Below are 25,778 nucleotides of genomic sequence, written 5' to 3' on the forward strand. Positions count from 1 at the left end.
ATAACCCCTCGGGGAGGAAACCATGGGAAACATCACGCTCAAGAACGTCTCCAAGCATTTCGGATCGACGGTCATCATTCCAGGCCTCGACCTGGTCATCGAGAATGGCGAGTTCGTCGTCTTCGTCGGGCCGTCGGGTTGCGGCAAGTCCACGTTGCTGCGCCTCATCGCCGGGCTCGAGGACACCAGCGGGGGCACCATCAACATCGATGGCCGTGACGTCACCGGCGAGGCGCCGGCCAAGCGCAAGCTGGCCATGGTATTCCAGTCCTATGCGCTCTATCCGCATATGACGGTGGCCAAGAACATCGGCTTCCCGCTGAAGATGGCGGGCGAAGATGTGGCGACGATCGACAAGAAGGTGAAGGACGCAGCCCGGGTCCTCAATCTCACCAACTATCTCGAACGCCGGCCCGGCCAGCTCTCCGGCGGCCAGCGGCAACGCGTCGCCATCGGCCGCGCCATCGTGCGCCAGCCCTCGGCCTTCCTGTTCGACGAGCCGCTGTCCAACCTCGATGCCGCACTGCGCGGCACCATGCGGCTCGAAATCAGCGAGCTCCACCATCAGCTCAAGACGACGATGGTCTACGTCACCCACGACCAGATCGAAGCCATGACCATGGCCGACAAGATCGTCGTGCTCAACGCCGGCAACATCGAACAGGTCGGCTCGCCGATGGAACTCTACAAGTCGCCGAAGAACCTATTCGTGGCGGGCTTCATCGGTTCGCCGAAAATGAACCTGATCGAAGGTGCGCCGGCGGCCAAATACAACGCCAAGACCATCGGCATTCGTCCTGAGCATATGGGGATATCGACCACAGCGGGTGACTGGAAAGCCCTCGTCGGCGTCGCCGAGCATCTGGGCTCCGACACCTTCCTGCATGTCCAGGCCGACGGCGTCGGTCCGCTGACGGTACGCGCCGATGGCGAACTGGCCGTACGCCACGGCGACACCATCTATTTGACGCCGGACAAGGTCCGCATGCATCGGTTCGGCCCCGATGGAAAGGCGCTGACGCAGTGAGACTGAAAGGCAAATCGGCGCTGATCACCGGATCCGCGCGCGGCATCGGCAGGGCTTTTGCCGAAGCCTACACCCGCGAGGGCGCCACGGTGGCCATTGCCGATATCAATCTGGCGGCTGCCGAAAAGACGGCCGCCGAGATTGGCGCCAACGCCTATCCGGTCAGGCTCGACGTCAGCGACCTCGCTTCGATCCAGGCGGCGGTCAATGCGGTCGAAACAAAGACCGGCGGCCTCGACATACTGATTAACAATGCTGCCTTGTTCGACTTGGCGCCGATCGTCGAGATCACCGAAGCGAGCTATGACAAATTGTTCTCCGTCAACGTCGCCGGCACTTTGTTCATGCTGCAGGCAGCGGCGCGTTCGATGATCGCAAGGGGCAAGGGCGGCAAGATCATCAACATCGCCAGCCAGGCAGGACGGCGCGGCGAGCCGCTGGTCGCCGTCTATTGCGCCACCAAGGCCGCGGTGATTTCGCTGACCCAGTCCGCCGGGCTCGACCTGATCAAGCACCGCATCAACGTCAATGGCATCGCGCCCGGCGTCGTCGACAGCGATATGTGGGATGAGGTCGATGCGCTGTTCGCCAAATATGAGAACCGGGCGAAGGGCGAGAAGAAGCGGCTGGTCGGCGAGGGCGTGCCCTATGGCCGCATGGGCAAGCCGGAGGACCTGACCGGCATGGCGGTGTTCCTGGCCAGCGACGACGCCGAATACATTGTCGCCCAGACCTACAATGTCGATGGCGGCCAATGGATGAGTTGATGGGCCGGGATCACGCAGGCCGCAGCCCGGCCAAAAGGGTAGAAAAATGACCGTGAAACTCTCCTCCTCGATCCTCTCGGAACTCCCCGCCAAGGTCGCCGGTCCGAAATACGACCGCGCTGCGCTCAAACCCGGTATCGTGCATTTCGGCGTCGGCAATTTCCATCGCTCGCATCAGGCGGTCTATCTCGACGATCTCTTCAATGCAGGCATCGGCCATGACTGGGCGCTGGTCGGCGCCGGGGTCTTCGAGGGCGAAAAAATCGGCCGTTCCAAGCTGCAGGAGCAGGACTGGCTGACCACCGTGGTCGAGCAGGATTCCGACCATATGAGCGCCCGCGTCACCGGCGTCATGATCGACTTCCTGACGCCCGGCGATGCCGATGCCATCATCGACCAGCTCGCCGATCCGGCGATCAAGATCGTCTCGCTGACCATCACGGAAGGCGGTTATTTCATCGATCCGGCCTCCGGCAAGTTCAACCCGACCCACCCCGACATCGTCGCCGACGCACAGGCAGGCACGACGCCGAAGACGGTGTTCGGCCTCATCCTGGCCGGGCTGAAGCGCCGCCGGGCCGACGGCATCGTGCCGTTCACCGTCATGTCTTGCGACAACATCCCTCACAATGGCCATGTCACCTCGGATGGCGTCATCGGCCTCGCCCGGCTGATCGATGAGGATCTGGCAAACTGGGTCAGCGACAATGTCGCCTTTCCCAACGGCATGGTCGACCGCATCACCCCCGCCACCTCCGACCGCGAGCGCGGTATTCTCGCCTCGGAGTTCGGCCTTGAGGACAACTGGCCGGTGTTCTGCGAGCCGTTCAAGCAATGGGTGCTGGAAGACCGTTTCACCGACGGCCGCCCACCGCTGGAAAAGGTCGGTGTGCAATTCGTGAGGGATGTCGCGCCCTATGAGCTGATGAAGATCCGCATCCTCAATGGCGGTCATGCCACGATCGCTTATCCCGCAGGGTTGATGGACATCCATTTCGTCCATGAGGCGATGCAGGAGCCGCTGGTGCGCGGCTTCCTCGCCAAGCTCGAGCATGACGAGATCATCCCGACCGTGCCACCGGTGCCGGACACCGTGCTGGAGGATTATTATCAGCTCATCGAGCAGCGCTTTTCCAACCCCAAGATCGGCGACACCATCCGCCGGCTCTGCCTCGACGGCTCCAACCGGCAGCCGAAATTCATCATCCCGACCATTGCCGACCGGCTGAAGGCCGGCAAAGGCGTCGCGGGTCTGGCGCTCGAGTCGGCGCTGTGGTGCCGCTACTGTTTCGGCACCACCGACAGCGGCGCGGTCATCGAGGCCAACGATCCGAGCTGGGACCGGCTGCAGGCAAGCGCGAAGGCGGCGAAGGACAAGCCCGGCGCCTGGCTTGCGATGGAGGATATCTATGGCGGTGTCGGCCGCTCGGCGCCGTTCGCCGAGGCCTTTGCCCATGCGCTCAACGTCTTGTGGGCGAATGGCACGCGCGCGACGCTGACGCGCTACATCTCCGGCAAGCTCTGACGCCAGCCGCAATGACGCCCGAACTGGTCATCTTCGACTGTGACGGCGTGCTGGTCGACAGCGAGGCGCTGTCGGTTTCGGCTCTGCTCGGCATGATCTCTGCCGCCGGGGGCTCGGTCAACGAGGATGCGGCCTACGAGCATTTCCTCGGCAAGAGCATGAAGAGCGTGCGCGAGATACTTCTTCGCGATTTCACCATCGACATCACCGACGTGCACCTGACCGATATGCGCGTCGAGCTGATGCGCAAATTCCGCGAGGAGCTGAAGCCGATTCCCGGCATCAGCGACATCCTGCCGAGGCTGGGCGTGCCCTGCTGCGTCGCTTCCTCCGGCACGCTCGACCGCATTCGCTATGCGCTCGACGTTACCGGCCTGCTCGGCCTGCTCGAGCCCCATCTGTTCAGCGCTGCCATGGTCGCGCGCGGCAAGCCGGCGCCGGATCTTTTTCTCCATGCCGCCGCTGCTATGCGCGCGCATCCCGGTAATTGCATCGTAATCGAGGACAGCCCTGCCGGCATCGCGGCGGCGCGTGCGGCCGGTATGCGCGTCTTTGCTTTCACCGGCGGTTCGCACGCCGGCAACCCGGCCTTGAAAGCGCGGCTTGCGTCGAGTGAACCGGACTTTATATTCGCGGACATGCTGCAATTGCCCGATCTGATTGCAGGCTAGAGCATGATGCCGAAAAGTGTGAAGCGGTTTTCGGACGACATCATGCTCTACTTCTTTGATTTAGAGACGGATTCAGATTTCAGGTCGAACAGACCTGAAATCATCCGGCTCTAGGGAGCGAGAGTAAAAGCATCTTGACGAAAAGCTTCGTTTGCGCGGTCGATGTCGGCACCGGGAGCGCCCGCGCGGGCATTCTCGACACGTCAGGCACCTTGCTCGGCCGCGCCGAGCATCCGATCGTCATGAACCAGCCGCAGGCCGATCACGCCGAGCACAATTCGCAGGATATCTGGTCGGCTGTGTGCATCGCGGTGCGTGCCGCGCGCGAAAAGGCCGGTGTGTCAGCCGACGATATTGTCGGCATGTCGTTCGACGCCACCTGCTCGCTGGTGGTGCTGGACAGGAATGCCGGCCAGCTCAGCGTCTCGGTGACGGGCGAACGGCGCTGGGACACCATCGTCTGGCTCGACCATCGCGCCATCGCCGAGGCAGATGAATGCACCGATAGCGGCCACGCCGTACTCGACTATATCGGTGGCGTCATGTCGCCGGAAATGGCGACGCCGAAGCTGATGTGGCTGAAGCGCAATCTGCCGGGAACTTGGCATGAAGCCGGCTACCTGTTCGACCTCACCGATTTCCTGACCTGGAAGGCGACCGGGTCGCTGGCGCGCTCGCAATGCACGCTGACCGCCAAATGGACCTATCTGGCGCATGAGGAAACCGGCTGGCGCCGTGACTTCTTCGACAGGGTCGGGCTTGGCGATCTGTTCGAACACGGCAGCCTGCCGGAGAAGGCAAGTGCTGTCGGCGCAGACATCGGCACGCTCACCCCTGAAGCGGCGGCGGAGTTGGGCTTGAGCGAAAACTGTCGGGTCGGCGCCGGCGTCATCGATGCCTATGCCGGCGCGCTTGGCGTGCTCGGCGGCTTTGCTGGCGACGAGCAGAATATCGGCCGCCATCTGGCATTGATCGCCGGCACCTCGTCCTGCGTCATGGCCATGTCGCCCGATCCGCAGCCTTTCGCCGGCGTCTGGGGTCCATACTATGGCGCCGCACTGCCAAAGCTCTGGCTGTCGGAAGGCGGCCAGTCGGCGACCGGGGCTTTGCTCGACCACATCATCCGCTGGCATGGCGCCGGCGGCGAGCCGGATGCGGCCATGCATGCCAAGATCGCCAGGCGCGTCGCTGAACTGCGCAGCACCGAAGGCGACAAGCTGGCGGCGAGGTTGCATGTGCTGCCGGATTTCCACGGCAACCGCTCGCCGCTTGCCGACCCGCATGCCGTCGGCGTGGTCAGCGGGCTGACGCTGGATTCCTCCTTCGACAGTCTGTGCAAGCTGTATTGGCGCACCGCCGTCGGCATCGCGCTCGGCGTGCGCCATGTGCTGGAGGCGCTGAACGAGAACGGCTATCTCATCGACACGCTGCATGTCACCGGCGGCCACACCAAGAACCCGTTGCTGATGGAGCTCTATGCCGACGCCACCGGCTGCGCGGTGATCGAGCCGCTGGCCGACGAAGCCGTTCTGCTCGGCACCGGCATGGTCGCCGCCACCGCGGCCGGTCTGTTCCCGGACCTGAATGCCGCTTGCGTCGCCATGCAGCAAGGCGGCAGGGCGCGCACCTCGAACCCGGCCGCGTCAGGCCGCTTCGACCGCGACTACAGGATTTTCCTCGAAATGCACCGCCAGCGGCAGGCGCTCGACGCCATCAACTAGAGCAATTCCAGGAAAAGCGTGAAACGGTTTTCCGTCCGGAATTGCGTACCAAATCTAGGCCTCCTCTCGCCGGCGCAAGGATGCGCCGGTCGCCGCGTCGAACAGATGCACGCTCTCCTCCTCGAATGTGTAGCGCACAGGCGCGCGCAACGCCGGGCATTCGCGGGCCGATACCAACGCGCCGACCTCCTTGCCGCCGCAGGCGAACGTCACCAGCGCGTCATTGCCGTGGAACTCGATGAGGTCGGCGGTGCCTTGCAGAAGATTGATGCTCTGAGCACCGGCGGTCTTCAGGTCCGGCGGTCGGATTCCAAGCACGGCGCGATGGACGCCGCGCAGATCGAAGCCCAGGCCTTCTATGAAGAAGGTCGAGCCGCCGCCTGTCAGCGTCCAGCGTTCGTCCTTCCGCCCGACGGCCACGTCGATGAAATTCATGTTCGGCGTACCGATGAAGCCGGCGACGAACAGATTGCCCGGCTGGCGATAGATCTCGGCCGGCGAGCCGATCTGTTCGATGACGCCATCCCTGAGCAGCACTATCCGGTCGGCCAGCGTCATCGCTTCGAGCTGGTCGTGGGTGACATAGACGGTAGTGGTCTTCAGCGACTGGTGCAGGCGGGCGATTTCGACCCGCATATGGTTGCGAAGTTTGGCGTCTAGATTGGACAGCGGCTCGTCGAACAGGAACACTTTCGGCGTCTTGATCATGGCGCGCGCAATCGCCACGCGCTGCTGCTGGCCGCCGGAAAGTTCGGTCGGCTTGCGGGCGAGGTAAGGTTCGAGGCCGAGCGTCGTTGCCACCGCCTCGACCCGCTTCCGGATCTCGGCCGGGGGCACTTTCTGTCGCTTGAGCCCAAAGGCGATGTTGTCGAAGATCGTCATATGCGGGTAGAGCGCATAGTTCTGGAAAACCATGGCAATGCCGCGCTCGCCGGGCTCGAGATCGTTGACCACTTTGCCGCCGATCGACACTTCCCCGCCGCTGATATCCTCCAGTCCGGCCAGCATCCTGAGCAAGGTCGACTTGCCGCAGCCGGACGGGCCGAGGAATACGACGAATTCGTGCTCCTCGATCGAGAGATTGAGGTCGCGGATGACGGTGGTGGCGCCGTAAGCCTTGTCGACATGGGAGCAAACGATCGCGGACATGGTCAGCCCTTCTCGCCTGTAAGAAGGATTTGCAGCTTGACGTCTTGCGGCTTGCCTTGCGCCGCCCGCTCGAAGGCCTCGATGCTGTCCGAGAAATCATAAGTGCCGGTGATCAGCGGCTTGAGGTCGACCTTCCCCGAGGCGATCAGCTGCAGCGCGCGGTCGAAGATGTTGGCGTAACGGAACACCGTCTCGATGCGCACTTCCTTGGAGATCGCCGCCGGAACGTTGAGGCTGACCGGTTCGACCGGCAGTCCGACCAGCACCACCGCGCCGCCCGGCCGCACGACATCGAACAGGTCGGCGAATGCCTTCGGGCTGCCGCTCGCCTCGAACACGATATCCGCGCCCCAATTGTCGGTCGCGGCGGAGACTGCGTCGACCAGCGATTGCTCACCTATATTGACCGGCACGATGCCGGGATATTGCGCGGCAATCTTGAGCTTGGGTGCGGAAAAATCGGAGATCAGCACCTTCGAGCAGCCGCCGGCCAGCGCCGCCAGCGCGATCATGATGCCGATCGGGCCGCAGCCGACGACGACGGCGACGTCGCCAGGCACGATGCGGGCGCGGCGCGCCGCCTGCATGCCGATGGCAAAGGGTTCGACCATCGCGCCTTCGGCGAAGGTGACATTGTCCGGCAGTCTGTAGGTGAAGGCGGCCGGGTGCACGGCATAGGGCGCCAGCACGCCATGCACAGGCGGCGTCGCCCAGAAGGAGACGTCAGGGTCGACATTGTAGATGCCGAGCCTGGTCGCGCGCGACGACAGGTTCGGCACGCCCGGCTCCATGCAGACGCGGTCGCCGACCTTCAGCGTGCCGACATTGGCGCCGATCTCGACGATCGTTCCCGCGGCTTCGTGGCCGAGCACCATCGGGGCCCGCACGACATAGCTGCCGATGGCGCCATGGGTGTAATAGTGCACGTCGCTGCCGCAGACGCCGACCGTGTGGATGGCGATCTTGACATCGCCCGGTCCGACGTCGAGCGGCAGCGCGATCTCGCGCAGCGACAGTTCGCCTTTTTTCTCAAGCACCAGTGCCCGCATAGGTAAGTCCTCGCATCAAGTCTTTTTTTGCCGGAAAACGGAATTCAGGAAGCCGCTGAGCACGCCGAGGAACAGCAGCGGCGGTAGCGACAACAGCACGACCGAGGCGTTGAGGATTCCCCACGGCACGTTCATGCCTTGCTGTGAAAGTTCGGAAGCGACGATCGGCAATGTCTTGGCGTTGGAACTGGACAGCATCAGCGCGATCAGGAATTCGTTCCACACCAGCACGAAGCTGAAGGCGACGGCGCCGATCAGCGAGCGCGCCGCTACCGGCAGCGCAATGCGCCAGAACACCGAGTAAGCGCCGTAGCCGTCGACGAAAGCGGCTTCCTCGATTTCCTTCGGCACGGCCTGGAAGGCGGGAATGGCGAGCCACATGATCACCGAGATGGTGAGCAGCGAATAGGTGACGATCAGCGCCGGCAAGGTGTCGTAGAGCCCGATCTGCAGCCAGATCACCATCAGCGGAATGGCGACTGCCACCGGGGGCAGGAAGCGCAGCGACAACACGAAGAACTGGATGTCGCCAGCGAAGCGATTGGGATAGCGCGCCACCGCATAGGCTGCCGGAAGGCCGAGCATGACGCCGATCAGCACGGCGACGCCGCAGGAAATGACCGAGTTATAGAGACCGGTCATTACGCTGTCGCGGCCGATGATGTAGCTGATATTGTCGAAGGTCGGGGTAAACACCAGGCGCGGCACGCGGGTGATGATGTCGACATTGTTCTTCAGCGAATTGACCGCCGTCCAGGCGAGCGGAAACACCGCCATGAAGCCGGCGAAGGCCAGGATGATCTTGCCGATAAGGCGGCCCGGTCTCATGCGATACGGCCTCATGCCTGCACCCGCTTCCACAGCATGGTGAAGGTGATGACAGTCGCGATCATCATCAGCACCGCCATGGCCGAGGCATAGGACACCTTGCCGGATTCGATGAAGCCTTGCGAGAAGGCGTACATGTCGAGCGTCTCGGTCGCCACGCCCGGCCCGCCGCGCGTCATCACATAAATCAGGTCGAAGGAGCGCAGCAATTCGATCATCTTGACGAACATCAGGCTGATCAGCGGCGCCTTCAGCATAGGCAAGGTCACATAGGCATGGATCTGCCAGCGTTTGGCGTGGTCGAGCCGCGCCGCTTCGATCGGCTGCGGCGGCAAGGTCTCCAGAAGCTTCAGCACGATGACCGCGAAGAACAGTCCCCACTGCCAGACATCGACCGAGGCGACGGCAAACAGGGCCGTCGACGGCTTCGACAGCGGGTCGAAGATCAGCCCGCCGGTGATCAGCCTGTAGGGATAGGTGGCGATGCCGTAGAGCGGATGATAGGCAAACTTCCACACGAAGGCCGCCGAGACACGCGGCAACAGCACCGGGATGATGAACAGCAGGCAGTAGATGTTGCGCAGCCGCGGCGACGCTACTTCGAACATCAGCACGCCGAGCCCGATCGCCACCATCATCGTCGCCACCACGGTGACGATTTCCCACTTCACCGAAACCCAGACCGCGTTGAGGAAACGCCGGTCGGCGAACAGGTCGATGAAGTTCGACAGCCAGACCCAGGAATAGTCCGACGAGCTCAGCTCGCGGTTCTGCAGCGCAATGACGATGGCGTACAGCGTCGGCACCATCGACAGCACCAGAAGAATGGCGAGCGTCGGAACCAGAAACGTCACGGGCAGGGAAGAGCGTCGGCGCATTGCCTATCCTCGGGCTGTGCCCTTTTGGAGAGACCCGCGGCGCACAGGTCCCGGCATCCGGTCGAATGCCGTGGACCGCGCGCCGCGGGCGGGAGGATTACTTCTTCTTCACCAGCTCGTTGGCGTAGGCCTCGAGTTCGTCGAGGCCGCCCTTGACGTCGGTGCGCGTGCCGGTGACCAGCTCTTCCAGGATGATGCCCCAGCGGTCGCCGAGATCCGGCCAGCGCGGATCCTGCCAGAAGTTCACCGCCGTCACCTTGCCGGTATCGGCAAGCGCCTGGCCGAGATCGGCGCCATAGATGTCGGCGAACTCCTTGCTGGACAGCACGCTGGTGCGGTTGAGCTCGCCGAATTGGTGCGCGTCGAGCCGGCGCTTCTCGTTCTCTTTCGACGTCGCCCAGGCGATGAACAGGCCGGCGCATTGCTTCGCGGCGTCATCGGCATTGGCCTTGGCGGCGATGGCGAGGCCGTGGCCGTAGCCGCCGCCGGTCAGTGGCGAGGGCGGCGGCAGGAAGCCGATCTTGCCGACCACTTGCGAGGTCTTCGGGTCGACCGCCATGCCCGACAGTGGCGTCGATTCGACCAAGATGGCAACCTGGCCCGACAGGAAGGCGCCGGTCGATTCATCCCAGCTGCCGGTCTGCGTGCCGGGCGCTGAATCCTTGAACAGTTTAAGATAGGTCTCGGTCGCTTTGACCGCGGCCTCGTAGTTGAAAGCCGGCTTGTCACCGTCGAACCATTTTCCGCCATAGGCCTTGAAGAACGGCATCCAGCGCCAGACATTGGCGCCCGAGCCACGCGCGCCGCGCAGCGCGATGCCGTACATGCCCTTGTCGGGATCGGTCAGCTTCGGCACGTCGGCGATCAACTCGTCCAGCGTCTTCGGCGGCTGGATGCCGGCGGCTTCCAGAATGTCCTTGCGGTAGACCATCAGGTCGCCGCCGCCGGTCAGCGGCGCGAACCACACCTTGCCGTCATAGGTGGCGACCTTCTGCCGGCCCGGGTCGAAATCGGCGTAGTCGTAGTCAGCCGGGTAATAGTCGGTGAGCGGCACGATCCATTTCGACGAGGCGAACAGCGCGACATTGGCTTCGTCGACATAGTAGACGTTGTAGTTGCCGACCGTGGACGCATCGGCGCGCGACTTTGCCCGGCGGTCGTTCTCGTTGAGATAGTCGATCTGGAAGCTGGCGCCGGCCAGTTTCTGGAACTCGTCCTTGGACGCTTCCAGCAGCGTCAGCCCGTCACGCGGTTGCGCCAGCACCTTGACCGGCGCCGAGCAGACCGGCGCCGCCAGCGCCATGGTCGAGAGGGTCGTGGTAAGCATGAAAGCTGCGCTTATGCTCGCAGCGAGCCGAATTGGTTTCATTGATTTACTCCTCCAGGAACAGTCGCAGGAAGCGGAAGTCTTCGGTTGCGCGATCCTCGCCATCGCCCGAGCGACAAGCCACCCATCGCCAAAATGAGGAGTTGCTAAAGGCCGCGCTAGAAGCCCCGTTGCAGCAGACCTGTACTTTTATGCATTGTGCGCTGCAAAATCCGGCTCGCCTGCACGGCCTCTGTCACATGAGTACCGATGGAGTGAGGAAGGCCGGTTTTCAGGCGCGCATCGTCATCCGCTGCTTCGACAGCTTGCGGTAGGATGACGGCGTCATCCGGTGCTTGCGCAGGAAGGCGCGGTTGAAGTTGGAGATGTTCATGTAGCCGACCTGGAAGCAGATGTCGGTGATCGGAATATCGGTGTCCGCCAGCAGCTTGCAGGCTTGCCAGAGCCGGAGCTTGGCGATGTGGTCGCTGAAACTGTTGCCGGTGTTTTTCTGGAAGAAGCGCGAAAACGTGCTTTCGCTCATCCCCGCCAGCTCCGCCGCCTCCGGCAGCTTCAGGTCCTCGGCGAAGTGCTGGAAGAGATAGGTCAGCGTGCGCTGGATGATGTCCAGCGAGGTTGCGTCGAGCGCGGGTGAGAAATCCGGCGAGGACAAAAGCTCGTATTCGTCTGTCCTGGCCAGCAGATCGACCAGTTCGAGGAAGAGGCAAAACCGGACGAGCCCGTGCACGGTGCCCATCCTTTCCATCAGCGCAGCGCCGTCGAGCGCGGCGCGGCCATGGAAGACGATGCCGCGCAGCGATCGCTCCAGGAACGGTTCTAGTTCGCGCAGCTCCGGCAGCAGTCCCGCCGAGCCGCGCAGCCGCTGCGGATCGAATTGCAGCACGATGTCGCGTCCTTCGATCAGCTCGCCGGGTTGCACCGATGTCACCCAGTCATGCGGCAGCCCGCCGCCGACGATGCTCAGGTAGCCCGGCCCGAATTCGCCGATGTGATCGCCGACCAGCGCGACCCCGGAAGACTTCCTCAGGAGATGGATCTCGTATTCCGGATGAAAATTCCAGACATTGCGCTCCCAGGGATAGTCGTCGAGCCGCCACAGGAAACTGTCGCTCGCCTCGGTGACGATGTGCTCGAAAGCGGGCACCGTGCGAGGGATCGCGGCCGTGTTCTTTCTGCGCCTGAATGCCATCGTCTGCTCTCCGGGGCGTATGAGGAAGCGACTGGTTTCGGGTAATCCGTAGCAGTCTGTCGCCCGCAAGTGAACGATGTCTGCCTCAGCGATTTCAACGCCGGCTCTCGATGATCTCAATGAAGCGGGCGAACAGCCCGGCTTGGGATTTGACGCCGAGTTTGCGATGGATGTTGCGGCGATGAACCTTCACCGTTCCCGGCACGATGCGCATGGCTCTCGCGATCGACTCGGTGGAATGCCCCTGCAGCACCAGATCGACGACATGCTTTTCGCGCGGGGTCAGCGACAGGCTTTCCCAAATGTGGGCGCGGTCGAACTCATTGACGGCGGCGATCGTCTCGCCCTGCTCCGCTTCGTCCTGCTCCTCGGCCGCAAGTGCGGGCCAGCGCAACCGGGCGAAGTTGATGACCGCCGGCGCCATGTCGCGCAGCAGCCTGGCATCGGCGGTGCCGAAGGGGCCGGAGGCCTGCAATCGCATCAGCGACAGCACCAGCGCATCCTTGCCGGGCAATGGCACGAAGAAGCCGACCTCCTCGGCGAGCCTTGTCTGACTGTAGTAGGTGCGAAAATACTCGCTGGCATAGAAGCGGTCGGGCGCCAGTTCGCGCATGCGCCAGAACCCCTCCTTGCGCTCCACCGCCGCGTGATGAAACGGGTCGAGCAGGTAAGGCCCTTCCTGATAAAGCGTGACGAAGACATGGCTCTCGTCAGGCGAGAAGGTTTCGAACAGCAACGGCGGCCGCGAAGCGCCGCGATAGCCGAAGATCACGCAGTGGTCGAAGCTGACATGCTGCCTCAACCAATCGACCATAGCCTGGCCGAACAGGTCGCCGCTGGTCTCTCGCGTTGCCGCGACAAGGGCAGCGAGCCGGCTGTATTCGTCGCTGCGAGATGCGCTCAAAATATACCCCCTTAAACGAGAAAATAGATCAGATATACCACCAGCGAGGTATATACTAGCCGCCATTGGCTCTGGTAGCGTCCTGAAATAGCCCTGTTGCTGGAGCCAGCACTTTGACCGCAGTGCCCGACATCGAGTTTCGCGGCGTCACCAAGCGCTATGGCGCCGTGACCGCTGTCAGCGGCATCGATCTGGCTGTGCCGCCCTCCGCCTTTGTCGCCCTTCTCGGACCGTCCGGCTGCGGCAAGACCACATGCCTGCGCATGATCGGCGGCTTCGAGCAGCCGAGCGAAGGCCAGGTGTTTATCCGTGGCCGGGACATGGCCGGAACGCCGCCCTATCGTCGGCCGGTCAACATGGTGTTCCAGCAATACGCTCTGTTTCCGCATCTCGATGTCGAAGCCAATGTGTCCTACGGGTTGCGCCAGGCACGGCCGCGCCTGTCGTCGCAGGAAATCGGCCGGCGCGCCGGCGAGGCGCTCGAAATGGTGCGGCTCGCCGGCTTTGGCCGCCGCAAGATCCACGAACTCTCCGGCGGCCAGCAGCAGCGCGTCGCGCTGGCGCGCGCACTGGTCAACAAGCCGGCTGTGCTTTTGCTCGACGAGCCGCTCGCAGCGCTCGACAAAAAGCTGCGCACCGACATGCAGATCGAGCTGCAGAACCTGCAGCGCGAGATCGGCATCACCTTCGTGCTGGTCACCCACGACCAGGAGGAGGCGCTGTCGATGAGCGACTTCGTCTGCGTCATGAACGGCGGCCGCATCGTACAGCTCGGGCAACCAAGCGAGATCTATGACGAGCCGGCCGACCTGTTCGTCGCCGACTTCGTCGGCAAGACCAATCTGTTGAGCGGCAAGGTTGCCGGGCATACAGGCGATCTTGTCAATGTGGCGCTGGCGGACGGAACCGTCATTGCCGCGCGCAAACGAACCGCCTTGCAGCAGGGCGAGACCGTTTCCGTCAGCCTGCGTCCTGAATCGCTAAGCCTCGGCGCCACCAAAGGCAGCCCTTTCAAGGGCATCGTGCGCAACCGGATCTTCCTGGGCTCGACGGCGGAATACGCCATCGAGGTGCAGGGCATCGGAACGCTGCTGGCCAAGGCCGACCATGTGATCGGCCATGGCAATCTCTTCAAGCCGGGTGAACCCGTCGCCATCGGCTTTGCCTCCGGGACGCCGCTGGCGTTTCCGGAGACCAAGAACAACGGGACCAACCAGAGGGTAGCAAAAAATGTCGAAATCATATCGTGACGGACTGCCGATTAGCCCTGAGAACTTCGTCGACCAGCTGATGCGCCTGAAGCGCGGCTCGATCGGGCGCCGCGATTTCCTCGGCCTCACCGGCCTGGGCATCGCAACCGCGGTGATGGCGCGCGAGCTCGGCATCATGCCGACGCCGGCCTTCGCCGCCGAAAACCTCGGCGACCGCATGTCGATCGCCACCTGGCCGAACTATCACGACCCGCAGACCTTCGAGAATTTCAAGAAGGACACCGGCGTCGCCGTCGAGGTCAACGTGTTCGGCTCCAATGAGGAGATGCTGGCCAAGCTGCAGGCCGGCGCCTCGGGCTGGAGCCTGTTCGTGCCGACCAACTACACGATCTCGACCTACAAGAAGCTCGGCATCATCGATCCGCTCGATATGGCCAAGCTGCCGAATTTCGACGGCACGCAGGAAGACCCGCGCTTCACCTCGGAAGGCACGATCGACGGCACGACCTACGCGGTGCCGAAGAACTGGGGCACCACGGGCTTTGCCGTCAACACCAAGAAGCTGGCCAAGCCGATGACGAGCTGGAAGGAATTCTGGGACGTCGCCATGGCTGAGGGCGATGGCCGCACCATGGTGCATGACTACCAGCTGACCACCATCGGCAACGCGCTGAAATATTACGGCTATTCCTTCAACTCGCTGAAGCAGGACGAGCTCGCCAAGGCCGAGGAGCTGCTGCTCAAGGTCAAGCCGCATCTGTTCGCGGTCTCGTCCGACTACCAGCCGGGAATGCGGGCGGGCGACGCCTGGATGACCATGTGCTGGACGAATGACGGCGCGCAGTTGCATCGCGATATCCCGGAGATCGCCTATGTCTTGGGCAAGGAGGGCGGGGAAATCTGGACCGATTTCTACGCCATCCCGAAGGACGCGCCGAACAAGCCGGCCGGCTATGCCTTGCTCAATTATCTGATGACCCCGGAGGTTGCTGTGAAGGAGCATCTCGCCAATGGCGCGCCCTCGACCGACGCGCGGGTCAACAAACTGCTGCCCAAGGAAGTGCTCGACAATCCGATCCTTTACCCGGCGGCCGACCTGTTGACACCGCTGGAGTTTGGTGCGGCGGCGACGCTGACCGACCCCGGCCGCGCCGAACTGATGGCGCGCTTCAAGTCGGCTTGAGGCTGGACTGACGCAAACGGAAAACCGGCGGGCCTATGTCCGCCGGCATCGGGGCGGTTTCCATGCACGGCAACAGATTTCGGTATAACATCCTGACAGCGCTGCTGCTCGCTCCGGCTACAGTGTGGCTGGTGGTGTTTTTGGTGTTGCCGTTCGTCGCCATTGCCGTGTTCAGCGTCGGCGAGCGGGCGCCGGAGGGCGGCTATCAGGCCGCCTTCACGCTGGCGCAATACGCCAATCTCCCGGCAAGGGCGACCGCGTTCTGGAACACGATGATGCTGGCGCCGGTGGGCGCGCTTGCCTGTCTGCTCGTCGCCTACCCGGTCGCCTACTATCTTGCCCTGAAGGCGCCGGAGCGCTGGCGGCTGATCCTACTTGCGCTCGTCGTCATTCCGTTCTGGACCAGCCTTTTGATGCGCACCTACGCCTGGATGTACATTCTGGGCGGACGCGGCATTCCCGCACTGCTGGCCTTTGTCGGCATCGAGGATGTCAGGCTGATCAACACGCCGGGCGCCGTGCTGCTCGGCATCGTCTACGGCTATTTGCCGCTGATGATCCTGCCGATCTATGTCAGTCTCGAGCGGCTCGACCGAAGGCTGCTGGAAGCCTCCGCCGATCTCGGCGCGACGCCGCTCTCGACGTTTCTGGGTGTCACCCTGAAGCTGTCGCTGCCGGGCGTCATGACCGGCTTCTCACTGGTCATGATCCTGTTGCTTGGCGAATACCTGATCCCGACCCTGCTTGGCGGCGGCAAGGTGTTCTTCATCGGCAACGCGCTGGTCGACCTGTTCCTGCAGTCGCGCAACTGGCCGTTCGGATCGGCCATCGCCATCACGCTGGTGGCGGTTTCGGTGGTGGTGCTGATCGCGGCAAACCGCATTTCGACACGGGTGTCGGGCGCCCGCAGGGTGGATCTGATCTGATGCGCGCCTTCGTCACAGCCGTCTTCGCCTTCCTCTATCTGCCGATTGCGTTGGTCGTGCTGTTTTCCTTCAACGCCGGCCGCCATGCCAGCGAGTTCACCGGCTTTTCGGTGCAGTGGTACGGCACGGCGCTGTCGAACCCGTTCCTGGTCGAGGCATTGAAGAACAGCCTGTTCATCGCCACCACCAGCGCGCTTCTGGCGGCGGTGTGCGGCACGGCAGCCGCACTCGGCCTGGCGCGGGTCGGGCTCAGAACCCGCGCCGTCTTCGACGCGCTGATGGGTGCCGCGATCGTCGTTCCCGGCGTCGTCATCGGCATCTCGACGCTCGTTGCGCTGGTCCAGCTGTTTGGCGTGCTCAACCCGTTCCTCGCCTCGATCTGGCCCGACGATCAACCGCCGCGCCTGTCACTCGGCTATGGATCGATCATCGCCGCGCACGGCCTGTTTTCGATGGCGTTGGTGACGATAATCGTCGGCACGCGTCTCGCCAGCCTCGACCGCAACCTGGTTGAGGCCTCGAGCGATCTCTACGCCACGCCGCTGACGACGTTCCGCTCGATCGTGCTGCCGCAGATCATGCCGGCTGTGGTCGCCGGTTTCCTGCTCGCCTTCACCTTCTCCTTCGACGATTTCATCGTCGCCTTCTTCGTCGCCGGCGCGCAGACGACGCTGCCGATCTATGTCTTCGCCTCGATCCGGCGCGGCGTGACGCCGGAAATCAACGCCATCGCCAGCATCGTGCTCGTCGCCTCGGTTCTTCTGGTGGTGCTTGCCCAATGGCAGCTGCGCCAGCGCCAGCCGTCAAACTGAACAAGCCATCCAGCTGAAAGACAAATTCATGATCCTTAGAGACCGCATCGCCGTGGTGACGGGCGCCGGTTCCGGCATCGGCCGCGCCGGCGCCATGATCATGGCCAGGGAAGGCGCTGTGGTGGTCATCGCCGACCGGGATAAGACCAGCGGCGAGACGACAGCGGCGGACATCCGGGCAGTGGGCGGGCAGGCCGGGGCGATTGTCACCGACGTCTCTGACGACGCCGCGGTCGAGAAGCTCATCGCAGGCACTCTCGGCAAGTATGGCCGCATCGACATTCTGCACAATCACGCCGGCATCCAGGTCGGCGGCACGCTGACCGAGGTCGAGGTCGATGGTATGGATGCGTCATGGCGCATCAATGTACGGGCGCAGTTTCTGGCCGCGCGGCTGGTCATGCCGGCAATGGTCGCGCAAGGCGGCGGCGTCATCCTCAACACGGCCTCGAATTCCGGCGTGTTCTACGATCGCGAAATGATCGCCTATGCCACCTCCAAACATGCGGTTGTGGCGATGACCAGGCAGATGTCGCTCGACTATGCCCGGCACAATGTGCGCGTCAACGCGCTCTGCCCCGGTTGGGTCGACACGCCCTTCAACGAGCCGTTCATCGCCCAGATGGGCGGACGCGAGGCGATCGAGACCTATGTCCGCACCAAGATTCCGATGGGCCGCTGGGCGAGCGCCGAAGAGATCGCCGAAGCGATCCTGTTCCTCGTCTCCGACCGCTCATCCTTCATGACCGGCCAGGCACTGGTGATCGACGGCGGCGAAAGCATCGGTTGATGCAAGGGCAGCCGGATAGGAGGGTTCCCGCCTCTGGCTCAATCGCCGGCTGCCCGTCCTCCCTTGCCTTCATGTCGCATTTCGTCCAATAGAACGACGCAAACGCTGCGAAACCGAAGGTTTTGCCGTTTGGAAGTGCGGCTTCCGGCCTCGTTGCCGACGCGCCGCAATCGGAAAGAGCAGGACAATGTCTGCGATCGAAGCCGGCGCTCGTGCGCCGGAAAATCTTTGGCGTCAGGAAATCAGGGCGACGCTGGCGCTGGCCTGGCCGATGGTGCTGACCAATCTCGGCCAGACCGCGATGACCGCCACCGACGTCATGATGATGGGGCGTCTGGGCGCGGACACGCTGGCCAGCGGCGCGCTCGGCGCCAACCTCTATTTCATGCCGCTGATCTTCGGCCTCGGCCTGATGCTGGCGACTTCGCCGATGATCGCCACCGAGCTTGGCCGCCGCCGCTATTCGGTGCGCGATTTGCGTCGCACCGTGCGCCAGGGACTGTGGCTGGCGATCCTGATCTCGATCCCGATCTGGATGGTGCTGTGGCATGGCGAGGCCATTCTGCTGGCCATGGGCCAGGAGCCGGCATTGGCACATCAGGCCGGCATCTATCTGCGCTGGCTGGAATGGGCGGTGCTGCCCTTCTACGGCTATATCGTGCTGCGTTCCTTCATCTCGGCGCTGGAGCGGCCGGGCTGGGCGCTGATCATCGTCTTCGTCGCCGTCGCCTGCAACGCCTTCTTCAACTGGGTGTTCATGTTTGGCAATCTCGGCGTCACCTCGATGGGCATTGCCGGTTCGGGGCTGGCGACCACCCTGTCGAGCACGCTGATGTTCTGCGGCCTGGGAGCCGTGGTGATGCTGGAGAAGAAGTTCCGCCGCTACCGCCTGTTTGGTCGCTTCTGGCGCTCCGACTGGCCGCGTTTCAAGGGTCTGCTGCGGCTCGGCATGCCGATCGCCGGCATCCTCGCCTTCGAGGTGACGATCTTCAATGCAGCAGCCCTGCTGATGGGCCTGATCGATGCGGATTCGCTCGCCGCGCACGCTATCGCAATCCAGATCGCCTCGATCTCCTTCATGGTGCCGCTCGGTCTCAACCAGGCCGTCACCGTGCGCGTCGGGCTGGCCCACGGCGCCGGCAATCCGGCAGGCGTTTCGCGCGCCGGCTGGACCGCCTTCGTCATCGGCGTCTCGTCCATGGCGCTGATGGCGCTGGTGATGGTGCTGTGGCCGCATCTGTTGATCAGCGCCTTCATCGACATGACCGATCCGGCGAACGCCAGGGTGATCGCGCTGGCCGTGTCGTTCCTGGCCTTTGCCGCGCTGTTTCAGATCTTCGACGGCGCGCAGGCCGTTGCCGCCGGCATGCTGCGCGGCCTGCACGACACCAAGCTGCCGATGATCTATGCCGCCATCGGCTATTGGGGCATCGGCCTGCCGCTCGGCGTCCTGCTCGCCTTCCATTTCGGCCTGCACGGCGTCGGCATTTGGATCGGCCTGGCGTCAGGACTGGCGGTGGTGGCGGTGCTGCTCCTGGCCCGCTGGCTGCGCCGCGACCGCATCGCGCCGCCGCTCGTGTTTGGGCATTGATGGCGCACCAGGCGGTCCGCCAGTTGCCCGAAGCAGTCACTGCAGAGCAGATGTCTGGTGTCGCCTTTTGGACCGGAAGCGGCCGAACGCTTCGGGCGTGGGATCTTCAAAAGCGGACTCTCAGTTCGACGCGAGCATCGTTGCGAGTGAACGATCCCAGACTCTCGCTGCTTTTCAGAACCGGGTAGAACGCTCTGCCGGTTGGGGCGACTTCAAGCCGTGGCAAGAGCATTCCGGATTGGCCGGAAGTCGCGCCGCGGTCTCCAGCGCAACCCGCGAGGCTGTCATAGAGAGGCTCGGCAGCACGTGCTCCTGCAGCAATTTCTGGCGCTCGCGGTCCATATAGTCGTTGAAGCCGGCCGTGACGAACGCCAGGGGCACGAAACAGGCGCCGATCTCGCGCGATAAGGTGGCCTCAGGGGCGATCGAGTGGTTGAGCACGTCCGCTCCCATGTTTCGATACGCCAGAGCTTCGGCGGGAGTTGTCAGTCGCGGCCCGTAGCAGTGGGCAGCCACCAGCTGCTGCTCTATGCCATGGACGCGGCATTCGGCTGGCCAATGGCGCCGGGCGGTCTCGGCCAACAACGCCGCACATCTTGGACATACGATCTGCTTGCCCGAGCAGTCGAAGCTCTGGCGGCCAGGCAGAAGTGAAAACGGGGTCTGCGACAGTTCGATGATATCGGCGTTTACGACTATGTCGCCGGGCTGGATCGCCTTGTTGACGGCGCCAACAGTCGAGCAGGCCAGCACTTGCCTTACACCCGCTTTCATCAAGACCCAGAACGCGCGGCGATGACAGGAATGGTCGATATGGTCTCGGGGATTGCCGTGCGAATACATGCACAGGGCACGTTTCGTTTTGCCCTCGACGGTAATAGATGCATCGAATTCGAGCAGTTTCCAATTGTCGCTGGGACCGAAAGGGGTTTCGAAACTCATGTCTCGTTGCAAGGTGCGGACGCCATCGACTTCGACATCTTCTGGAAAGGCGAGACCCCAATTCGCCGAGCCGGTGATGATCGCCAACCCCACCTGGGGTATGTCCGTTGAATGATCCGCCAGATCGTCGGCTGCATGATGATTGTTGGGCATGTTTCCAATCTCGGTCAGGATTTTTGGCGAAGGGTCACGACGAGGACAACGACCACGACGATGACGGTCCACAAGGTCGAAATCGCCGCAATGGTCGGGTCGATCTGATCGCGCAGCGACAGGAACATGAGCTTCGGCAGCGTGCTGTTTTGACCACTCGCGACGAAGATCGAAATGACGGATTCATCGAGCGAGGTCAGGAAGGCCATCAGCGTGGCCGACAACAGACTTATCCGAAGTTGGGGGACAATTATTCCGCCAATGGCTCTTGCCCAGTTTGCGCCCAGGCTGCGCGCCGCCTGAACCTGGTTCCAGTCAAAGCGGGCCAAGGCGGGCAACAACACAATGCAGGCGACCGGAACGGCCAGCACCACATGTCCGACCAGGACACCGAACAGCGTTCCGACCAGACGTTGGGCCGCCAGAACAAAGAAGAGACCAATAGCGAGCAGGATTCCCGGCACGATAGAAGGGGTTAGCAGAATACCCTGAATGGCAATGGAGGCCTTTCCGCCGAGCCGATTTATCGAAATGCAGGCCAGCAGCCCCAGGGGCACTGCGATCATCGCCGTCAATGTGCCAAGGATCAGGCTCGTCCTGAGTGCGGCCATCCATGCCGCCGAACCGAAGAAAGCCTCGTACCAGCGCAACGAGTATGCGCGCGGCGGGAACTCCAAAAGATTGGACGCCGAAAAAGAGAGCGGCACGACGACGAGCGTCGGCAGCATCAGGAACGCCATAACGAGCGCGCAAAAGCTCCACAGGAGGATGCGGGCCAGCCTGCTATCTGGATAGGCTTCAAGCATGGGCTGTGCCGATGCTGCGTCCGGCAATCAGCCGCCGCGCAGCCAGGAACATCACCCCCACCAACGCCATTAGTACGAGGAGCAGGATGCCCAGGACGCTCGCCGAGCCCCAATCCTGGAAGGTCGATAGCGTGCGCTCGATCCGGGTGGAAAGAGGGTTTACCTTGCCGCCGCCAAGCACCGCGGGCGTGATGAAGAACCCTATGGTGTAAATGAAGACGATGATCGAACCCGAGAAGATGCCGCCGGCCGAAAGCGGCAGAATGACCGTGCGGATCGTTTGCCCGAGAGTGGCGCCCATGCTCGCCGACGCGCGGACGAGGTTTGCATCGATATCGCGCATCGCCGCATAAACGGGCAGCAGAAAAAGCGGCAGCATGTAGTGAACCATGCCGATCAGCGTTCCCGTGAAATTGTAAACCAGCGGCAATGGCTCAGCTGTCAGGCCTGAACCGGTCAAAGCCGCGTTGATCAGGCCATCGCGTCGCAACAGAACGAGCCAGCCATAGGTGCGCACCAGAATGGAGGTCCACAATGGCAGCATGACGAAGGCCATCAGCAAATTGGCCATCCTTGGTCTGGTGCTGGCCAGGGCGAGCGCCAAGGGGGTACCGAGTAGAATGCAGATCGCCAGCGTGCCCACGGACAGTTCAAGGGTGGTGACGAGTGCCGACCATGTCAGTCCGCTCGAAAGCACTTTCTCGTAGTTGCCGACGGTGTATTCACCCGCTGTGGTGAGGAAGGATTGCCGGATAATCCAGACGATGGGCAGGATCGCCGCCAGCCCAACGATCAAAAGCGCGGGCACTGAAAGCGACAGGAAGAACCGCCGCTCGCGTCGTGCGTCTGCCGCCAGCGCAGGATCGGCGATGACGGTCACGCTCCTGCTCCCGGTATCGCGTGAACTTTCGCTGCCGGTGCATATGCGGTCACTCGCTGACCGGTCGCAAGCTCGCCGCAGCCGCTGGCCATCGCCGCCGGAACGCAGACAAGAATCTCTTGCCCGCCGTCAAGCGCCAGCGTCAAAAGCCAGTTCTCGCCGCGAAACGCCTTGGCGCGCAGCGTTCCCTCGAGCGCCACCCCGTCTCGCCCGACGAGCTTCGCATCAAGATGGAAGCTTTCGGCGCGGATCATCAGAGCCTCGCTTGATGCATCGGCGCCGTCTATTCTGCGCACCGCGCCCGGGGCCACAATGTTGGCCTCACCCATGAACCCCGCGACAAAGCGGGTCGATGGATGATCATAAATCCGCTGTGGCGTGTCGATCTGCTGAATACGGCCGGAATTCATCACCGCGACCCGGTCTGACATGATCAGTGCTTCGCGCTGGTCATGCGTCACATAAATCGTGGTGATCCCCAGATCATCGTGCAGACGCCGGATCTCGTACTGCATGGTTTCGCGCAAATTCTTGTCGAGCGCCGACAACGGCTCGTCCATCAGCATCACGCGCGGCTCGAAGACGATCGCCCGCGCCAACGCAACCCGCTGGCGCTGGCCGCCGGACAATGCGGCAATGTTGCGCTCCGCCAAACCTTCGAGCTTCACGCGGTCCAAAGTGTCGAGCGCCCGCTGGCGGGCCTCGGCTTTCGGTACCTTGCGCAGCACCAGCGGATACTCAACATTTGCCAGAACGTTCATGTGGGGAAACAGGGCGTAGTTCTGGAAGACTATGCCGATGTTGCGCCTGTTCGGGGCCAGGCGGGTAATGTCGCGATCGCCCAACAAGAGTTTACCTCGATCGGGCCGGACAAAGCCGGCCAGAGCCATGAGCAGCGTGGTCTTGCCCGATCCCGATGGCCCCAGCAGCGTGAGGAATTCGCCAGCCCGAATGTCGAGCGAGACATCGTCCAGCGCGACGTAAGATCCATAGGTCTTGCGCACGCTGTCGATGGTGATCGGGAGCGACTTCATCATGTGCTCAAGCCTTAGAGCTGAGACTCAGCGGGCCATCATCTCATCGAAGGCTTTTTGGGCAGCCTCGCCATTCCTGACCCACCATTCTGAATTCGAAAACACCGAAGTGCCGGCATTTTCAGGCGCGGTCGCCAGCGTCTTGAGACGGTCCTCGGGGATAAGGCCACCCTCATAGCCAGCAGGATTGACTGGGCCATAGGCTATGAAGTCGGTCAGCTTCGCCACGCGCGCGGGCTGTGTCATCGCTGCGATGAGCTTCATAGCTGCTTCCTTGTTCGGCGCCCCTTTCGGCACCGCAAGACAGTCGGTGCCAATGACGGAACCCTTGAACGTGTAGTCGGCCGCGCCGCCATCTGCTTTTACGGTTTGGGCCCGCCCGTTCCAGGTAACGACCAAATCCGCCTCACCATCTTTCAGCAACTGCGCCGACTGCGCTCCCGAGGTCCACCAAACGGCGACATTCGGCTTGAGTGCTTCGAGCCGCTTAATAGCGCGATCCAGACCCTCTGGCGTGCTGAGAACGGGATAGACGTCCGCCGGTGCTACGCCATCGGAGAGCAGCGCGATCTCGATCGAGTCCTGGGCATTGGCACGCAGCGCACGACGGCCGGGGAATTTGGCAACGTCCCAGAACTCCGCCCATGTCTTCGGCGGGTTTTCGCCATAGGTCTTGGTGTTCCACGACAAGACGGTGCCATAGGAGTCGAATGGATAGCAGTAGTCGGACTTTGCGCCGTCCGGCACGGCCTTTGGGTCGATGATCGTGTAGTCGAGCGGCTCCAGCAGCGACTGTGCGGCGGCCTGCGCGCCCTCCGGTGAGCCCAGGTGAATGACGTCGGTTGTGACCGCGCCCGAGGTAACCTGCATCTTCAGGGCGGCCAAGCCGTCGCTGAGGGTCTCCTCGCCGACATCATAGCCAAGCTCTTTTGCAGCGGGGGCCCACATGGCTTCCTTCATGGCGTTGCCATAATCGCCGCCCGCGGTCGTGATGGTGACTGATTGGGCATAGACCGGCACGGCGGCCGAGAATGCGAATGCCGTCAAGGAAATGCGTAACCAAGACATAGGTTCTCCTCCCTAGAATTTGTTGAGACGCGCTAAAAATGGCCAATTCTTGCCAATCGTAACGTTACGATTGCATCCAATTGCAGGAGAGTCAAGCTGCTTTAGCGAGAGCTTGGATTGACCGTGAGGTGGAATTCGGTCACGTAGTGGAAGTCAGCAAATCAGCCGGCGCTTTCGCAAATGAGGTCGGGCGACATGACCAACCTGAAACAGATCGCGGCGGAACTTTCCCTTTCGGTGACCACGGTATCCCGCGCGCTGAAGGATGGGCCGGAGGTTCATCCCGCCACCATCGCTCGCGTCAAGGAAGTGGCGCAGCGGGTCGGCTATGTGCCAAATCATCATGGCTTCGCGCTCAAAACTGGCCGCACGCTGACGATGACAGCAATCTACCCGATGGAAACACAAGATCATCTGTCCGATCTGTTGAAGCTTCCGTTAATCGAAGGCATGACGCTGGCGGCGCGGCAAGCGGGTTATAGTCTATCCATCTACTCCACCACGCCCGATGATGACCCCATCGAGAGTGTGCAGCGACAGCTTCAGGCGGGCAGCACAGACGGACTGATTATCACGCGCATGGTCTCGGGTGATCCACGCGTTAAGCTATTGCTGGATAGAGGCATGCCATTCGTCGCGTTTGGAAGAACTGACCTGGATACAGCATATCCTTATGTCGACATCGACAATGAACAGATTGCCTACGAGGCGACCCGGCGGCTCGTGGACAAGGGCTGCCGACGCATTGCGCTGCAACTTCTCGTTCCGGGCGACCAGGCGAGTGCCATGCGTCTTTCCGGGTATGGAAGGGCAATGGCCGAGGCTGGTATTCCGATCGACCAGTCGCTGATCGGTCATGGAATGTTCACCATGGAATTGAGCGCAGCCTGGTTCGATCGCATGCTGGCCTGGTCAGATCCGCCGACGGGCTTGGCTTGCGCCAACGAACTGGGCCTTTTGGGGGCACTACACGCTCTTGGCAGAAGAGGTCTCGCGCCAGGGAGTGACATCCACATTGTCACTCGGGACAGCACGCGGCTGTCACGTTTCTTGCCTGCGAAGATCGGCGTTCATTTCGTGGACATAGCGGGTGTCGGACGCAAACTTGTCGAAGTCCTGGAGAGCCGGATCGTCAATCCCCTCGGGCCGGTGGAGACAGTCTTGTTCAAAGGTGAGTTCGACCCTGGCGAATAGTCGGGCGAAGAAGTCAGTTGTCCGCTTTCGAGGAGCACTTAGGTTCACCCCTGAGTCCGAGATGAGGCGCGAAGCTGCCGCCTGCGCGAGTGCATAGGGTGCACTCAGCACCTTCATGGCATTGGTGGTCTGAGCAGCGATCGAGGGGTGCTG

General features: G+C 62.6%; 24 protein-coding genes. 12 read left to right on the forward strand and 12 right to left on the reverse strand.

The features are described from left to right. Positions 1–22: 22 nt before the first annotated feature. The 5 genes from AC3EML_RS05485 (at position 23) to AC3EML_RS05505 (ending at position 5,711) form a co-directional block, all read left to right on the forward strand. Entirely contained in the window at positions 23–1,027 is a 1,005-nt protein-coding gene (locus AC3EML_RS05485) for an ABC transporter ATP-binding protein (protein ID WP_023689168.1), read from the forward strand. Next, entirely contained in the window at positions 1,024–1,794 is a 771-nt protein-coding gene (locus AC3EML_RS05490; RefSeq protein WP_352520612.1) for an L-iditol 2-dehydrogenase, read from the forward strand. Before AC3EML_RS05485 ends, AC3EML_RS05490 begins: the two co-directional genes overlap by 4 nt. A gap of 46 nt (positions 1,795–1,840) precedes the next feature. Then, the gene (locus AC3EML_RS05495) at positions 1,841–3,319 is read left to right on the forward strand and encodes a mannitol dehydrogenase family protein (RefSeq protein ID WP_352520611.1); all 1,479 of its coding nucleotides are present in this window, start codon (positions 1,841–1,843) and stop codon (positions 3,317–3,319) included. Between the two features lie 11 nt (positions 3,320–3,330). Next, positions 3,331–3,990, forward strand: coding sequence for an HAD family hydrolase (locus AC3EML_RS05500; protein ID WP_352520610.1), 660 nt, complete (start codon positions 3,331–3,333; stop codon positions 3,988–3,990). Between the two features lie 134 nt (positions 3,991–4,124). Next, the gene (locus AC3EML_RS05505; RefSeq protein WP_352520609.1) at positions 4,125–5,711 is read left to right on the forward strand and encodes an FGGY-family carbohydrate kinase; all 1,587 of its coding nucleotides are present in this window, start codon (positions 4,125–4,127) and stop codon (positions 5,709–5,711) included. 54 nt (positions 5,712–5,765) lie between these two features. Here AC3EML_RS05505 and AC3EML_RS05510 read toward each other — a convergent pair whose 3' ends face one another. The 7 genes from AC3EML_RS05510 to AC3EML_RS05540 all read right to left on the reverse strand — a co-directional run bounded on the left by AC3EML_RS05510 (position 5,766) and on the right by AC3EML_RS05540 (position 13,035). Continuing rightward, positions 5,766–6,860, reverse strand: a complete 1,095-nt coding sequence (locus AC3EML_RS05510) for an ABC transporter ATP-binding protein (protein ID WP_023700457.1) — start codon at positions 6,858–6,860, stop codon at positions 5,766–5,768. Between the two features lie 2 nt (positions 6,861–6,862). Then, positions 6,863–7,909: an NAD(P)-dependent alcohol dehydrogenase gene (locus AC3EML_RS05515; protein ID WP_023711364.1), complete on the reverse strand. Its 1,047-nt coding sequence runs from the start codon at positions 7,907–7,909 to the stop codon at positions 6,863–6,865. A gap of 15 nt (positions 7,910–7,924) precedes the next feature. Beyond that, positions 7,925–8,737 carry a carbohydrate ABC transporter permease gene (locus AC3EML_RS05520; RefSeq protein WP_023671259.1) on the reverse strand — a complete coding sequence of 271 codons (813 nt, stop codon included), beginning with the start codon at positions 8,735–8,737 and terminating at the stop codon, positions 7,925–7,927. Positions 8,738–8,748: 11 nt separating this feature from the next. Further along, the gene (locus AC3EML_RS05525; RefSeq protein ID WP_488482030.1) at positions 8,749–9,615 is read right to left on the reverse strand and encodes a carbohydrate ABC transporter permease; all 867 of its coding nucleotides are present in this window, start codon (positions 9,613–9,615) and stop codon (positions 8,749–8,751) included. Between the two features lie 97 nt (positions 9,616–9,712). Further along, on the reverse strand, positions 9,713–10,984 hold the full coding sequence (locus AC3EML_RS05530; protein ID WP_352520608.1) for an ABC transporter substrate-binding protein: 1,272 nt from the start codon (positions 10,982–10,984) through the stop codon (positions 9,713–9,715). Between the two features lie 229 nt (positions 10,985–11,213). Beyond that, complete coding sequence (locus AC3EML_RS05535) at positions 11,214–12,131, reverse strand: AraC family transcriptional regulator (protein ID WP_352520607.1); 918 nt, start codon at positions 12,129–12,131, stop codon at positions 11,214–11,216. A 94-nt stretch (positions 12,132–12,225) separates the two neighbouring features. Then, positions 12,226–13,035 (reverse strand): helix-turn-helix transcriptional regulator, encoded by an 810-nt coding sequence (locus tag AC3EML_RS05540; RefSeq protein ID WP_023745861.1) that lies wholly within the window; start codon positions 13,033–13,035, stop codon positions 12,226–12,228. A gap of 113 nt (positions 13,036–13,148) precedes the next feature. On the opposite strand from AC3EML_RS05540, the gene AC3EML_RS05545 reads away from it, so the two are divergent. The 6 genes from AC3EML_RS05545 to AC3EML_RS05570 all read left to right on the forward strand — a co-directional run bounded on the left by AC3EML_RS05545 (position 13,149) and on the right by AC3EML_RS05570 (position 19,548). Continuing rightward, positions 13,149–14,285 carry an ABC transporter ATP-binding protein gene (locus AC3EML_RS05545; protein ID WP_352520606.1) on the forward strand — a complete coding sequence of 379 codons (1,137 nt, stop codon included), beginning with the start codon at positions 13,149–13,151 and terminating at the stop codon, positions 14,283–14,285. After that, positions 14,266–15,429, forward strand: coding sequence for an ABC transporter substrate-binding protein (locus AC3EML_RS05550; protein WP_352520605.1), 1,164 nt, complete (start codon positions 14,266–14,268; stop codon positions 15,427–15,429). The genes AC3EML_RS05545 and AC3EML_RS05550 overlap by 20 nt, the downstream gene beginning before the upstream one ends. A gap of 62 nt (positions 15,430–15,491) precedes the next feature. After that, positions 15,492–16,355: an ABC transporter permease gene (locus AC3EML_RS05555; protein WP_352520604.1), complete on the forward strand. Its 864-nt coding sequence runs from the start codon at positions 15,492–15,494 to the stop codon at positions 16,353–16,355. Next, positions 16,355–17,167 (forward strand): ABC transporter permease, encoded by an 813-nt coding sequence (locus AC3EML_RS05560; protein WP_352520603.1) that lies wholly within the window; start codon positions 16,355–16,357, stop codon positions 17,165–17,167. Before AC3EML_RS05555 ends, AC3EML_RS05560 begins: the two co-directional genes overlap by 1 nt. A 28-nt stretch (positions 17,168–17,195) precedes the next feature. Continuing rightward, positions 17,196–17,957 (forward strand): SDR family NAD(P)-dependent oxidoreductase, encoded by a 762-nt coding sequence (locus AC3EML_RS05565; protein ID WP_352520602.1) that lies wholly within the window; start codon positions 17,196–17,198, stop codon positions 17,955–17,957. A 187-nt stretch (positions 17,958–18,144) separates the two neighbouring features. Next, entirely contained in the window at positions 18,145–19,548 is a 1,404-nt protein-coding gene (locus tag AC3EML_RS05570) for an MATE family efflux transporter (protein ID WP_352520601.1), read from the forward strand. 174 nt (positions 19,549–19,722) lie between these two features. Here AC3EML_RS05570 and AC3EML_RS05575 read toward each other — a convergent pair whose 3' ends face one another. Genes AC3EML_RS05575 through AC3EML_RS05595 form a run of 5 tightly spaced genes read right to left on the reverse strand, consistent with a single transcriptional unit; the run spans position 19,723 to position 24,431 of the window. Beyond that, positions 19,723–20,643, reverse strand: coding sequence for a phosphorylase family protein (locus tag AC3EML_RS05575; protein WP_023700447.1), 921 nt, complete (start codon positions 20,641–20,643; stop codon positions 19,723–19,725). Between the two features lie 14 nt (positions 20,644–20,657). After that, positions 20,658–21,449, reverse strand: coding sequence for an ABC transporter permease (locus tag AC3EML_RS05580; RefSeq protein WP_352520600.1), 792 nt, complete (start codon positions 21,447–21,449; stop codon positions 20,658–20,660). After that, a complete protein-coding gene (locus AC3EML_RS05585; protein ID WP_352520599.1) occupies positions 21,442–22,329 on the reverse strand; it encodes an ABC transporter permease in 888 nt (295 codons plus the stop codon). The genes AC3EML_RS05580 and AC3EML_RS05585 overlap by 8 nt, the downstream gene beginning before the upstream one ends. Then, the gene (locus AC3EML_RS05590) at positions 22,326–23,363 is read right to left on the reverse strand and encodes an ABC transporter ATP-binding protein (RefSeq protein WP_023823947.1); all 1,038 of its coding nucleotides are present in this window, start codon (positions 23,361–23,363) and stop codon (positions 22,326–22,328) included. The genes AC3EML_RS05585 and AC3EML_RS05590 overlap by 4 nt, the downstream gene beginning before the upstream one ends. Positions 23,364–23,390: 27 nt before the next feature. Beyond that, positions 23,391–24,431 (reverse strand): ABC transporter substrate-binding protein, encoded by a 1,041-nt coding sequence (locus AC3EML_RS05595; protein ID WP_352557154.1) that lies wholly within the window; start codon positions 24,429–24,431, stop codon positions 23,391–23,393. Positions 24,432–24,626: 195 nt separating this feature from the next. On the opposite strand from AC3EML_RS05595, the gene AC3EML_RS05600 reads away from it, so the two are divergent. Then, entirely contained in the window at positions 24,627–25,625 is a 999-nt protein-coding gene (locus tag AC3EML_RS05600) for a LacI family DNA-binding transcriptional regulator (RefSeq protein WP_488505165.1), read from the forward strand. Positions 25,626–25,778: the final 153 nt, after the last annotated feature.

The organism is Mesorhizobium sp. P170090 (assembly GCF_057786115.1).

Bases quoted from the DNA above. Each gene is read 5' to 3' on its own strand.
- AC3EML_RS05530 (WP_352520608.1), bottom strand. From the start codon at position 10,984: ATGAAACCAATTCGGCTCGCTGCGAGCATAAGCGCAGCTTTCATGCTT.
- AC3EML_RS05575 (WP_023700447.1), bottom strand. From the start codon at position 20,643: ATGCCCAACAATCATCATGCAGCCGACGATCTGGCGGATCATTCAACG.
- AC3EML_RS05515 (WP_023711364.1), bottom strand. From the start codon at position 7,909: ATGCGGGCACTGGTGCTTGAGAAAAAAGGCGAACTGTCGCTGCGCGAG.
- AC3EML_RS05525 (WP_488482030.1), bottom strand. From the start codon at position 9,615: ATGCGCCGACGCTCTTCCCTGCCCGTGACGTTTCTGGTTCCGACGCTC.
- AC3EML_RS05500 (WP_352520610.1), top strand. From the start codon at position 3,331: ATGACGCCCGAACTGGTCATCTTCGACTGTGACGGCGTGCTGGTCGAC.
- AC3EML_RS05535 (WP_352520607.1), bottom strand. From the start codon at position 12,131: ATGGCATTCAGGCGCAGAAAGAACACGGCCGCGATCCCTCGCACGGTG.
- AC3EML_RS05560 (WP_352520603.1), top strand. From the start codon at position 16,355: ATGCGCGCCTTCGTCACAGCCGTCTTCGCCTTCCTCTATCTGCCGATT.
- AC3EML_RS05580 (WP_352520600.1), bottom strand. From the start codon at position 21,449: ATGCTTGAAGCCTATCCAGATAGCAGGCTGGCCCGCATCCTCCTGTGG.
- AC3EML_RS05600 (WP_488505165.1), top strand. From the start codon at position 24,627: ATGACCAACCTGAAACAGATCGCGGCGGAACTTTCCCTTTCGGTGACC.
- AC3EML_RS05570 (WP_352520601.1), top strand. From the start codon at position 18,145: ATGTCTGCGATCGAAGCCGGCGCTCGTGCGCCGGAAAATCTTTGGCGT.
- AC3EML_RS05520 (WP_023671259.1), bottom strand. From the start codon at position 8,737: ATGAGACCGGGCCGCCTTATCGGCAAGATCATCCTGGCCTTCGCCGGC.
- AC3EML_RS05485 (WP_023689168.1), top strand. From the start codon at position 23: ATGGGAAACATCACGCTCAAGAACGTCTCCAAGCATTTCGGATCGACG.
- AC3EML_RS05565 (WP_352520602.1), top strand. From the start codon at position 17,196: ATGATCCTTAGAGACCGCATCGCCGTGGTGACGGGCGCCGGTTCCGGC.
- AC3EML_RS05495 (WP_352520611.1), top strand. From the start codon at position 1,841: ATGACCGTGAAACTCTCCTCCTCGATCCTCTCGGAACTCCCCGCCAAG.
- AC3EML_RS05590 (WP_023823947.1), bottom strand. From the start codon at position 23,363: ATGAAGTCGCTCCCGATCACCATCGACAGCGTGCGCAAGACCTATGGA.
- AC3EML_RS05550 (WP_352520605.1), top strand. From the start codon at position 14,266: ATGTCGAAATCATATCGTGACGGACTGCCGATTAGCCCTGAGAACTTC.
- AC3EML_RS05510 (WP_023700457.1), bottom strand. From the start codon at position 6,860: ATGTCCGCGATCGTTTGCTCCCATGTCGACAAGGCTTACGGCGCCACC.
- AC3EML_RS05595 (WP_352557154.1), bottom strand. From the start codon at position 24,431: ATGTCTTGGTTACGCATTTCCTTGACGGCATTCGCATTCTCGGCCGCC.
- AC3EML_RS05555 (WP_352520604.1), top strand. From the start codon at position 15,492: ATGCACGGCAACAGATTTCGGTATAACATCCTGACAGCGCTGCTGCTC.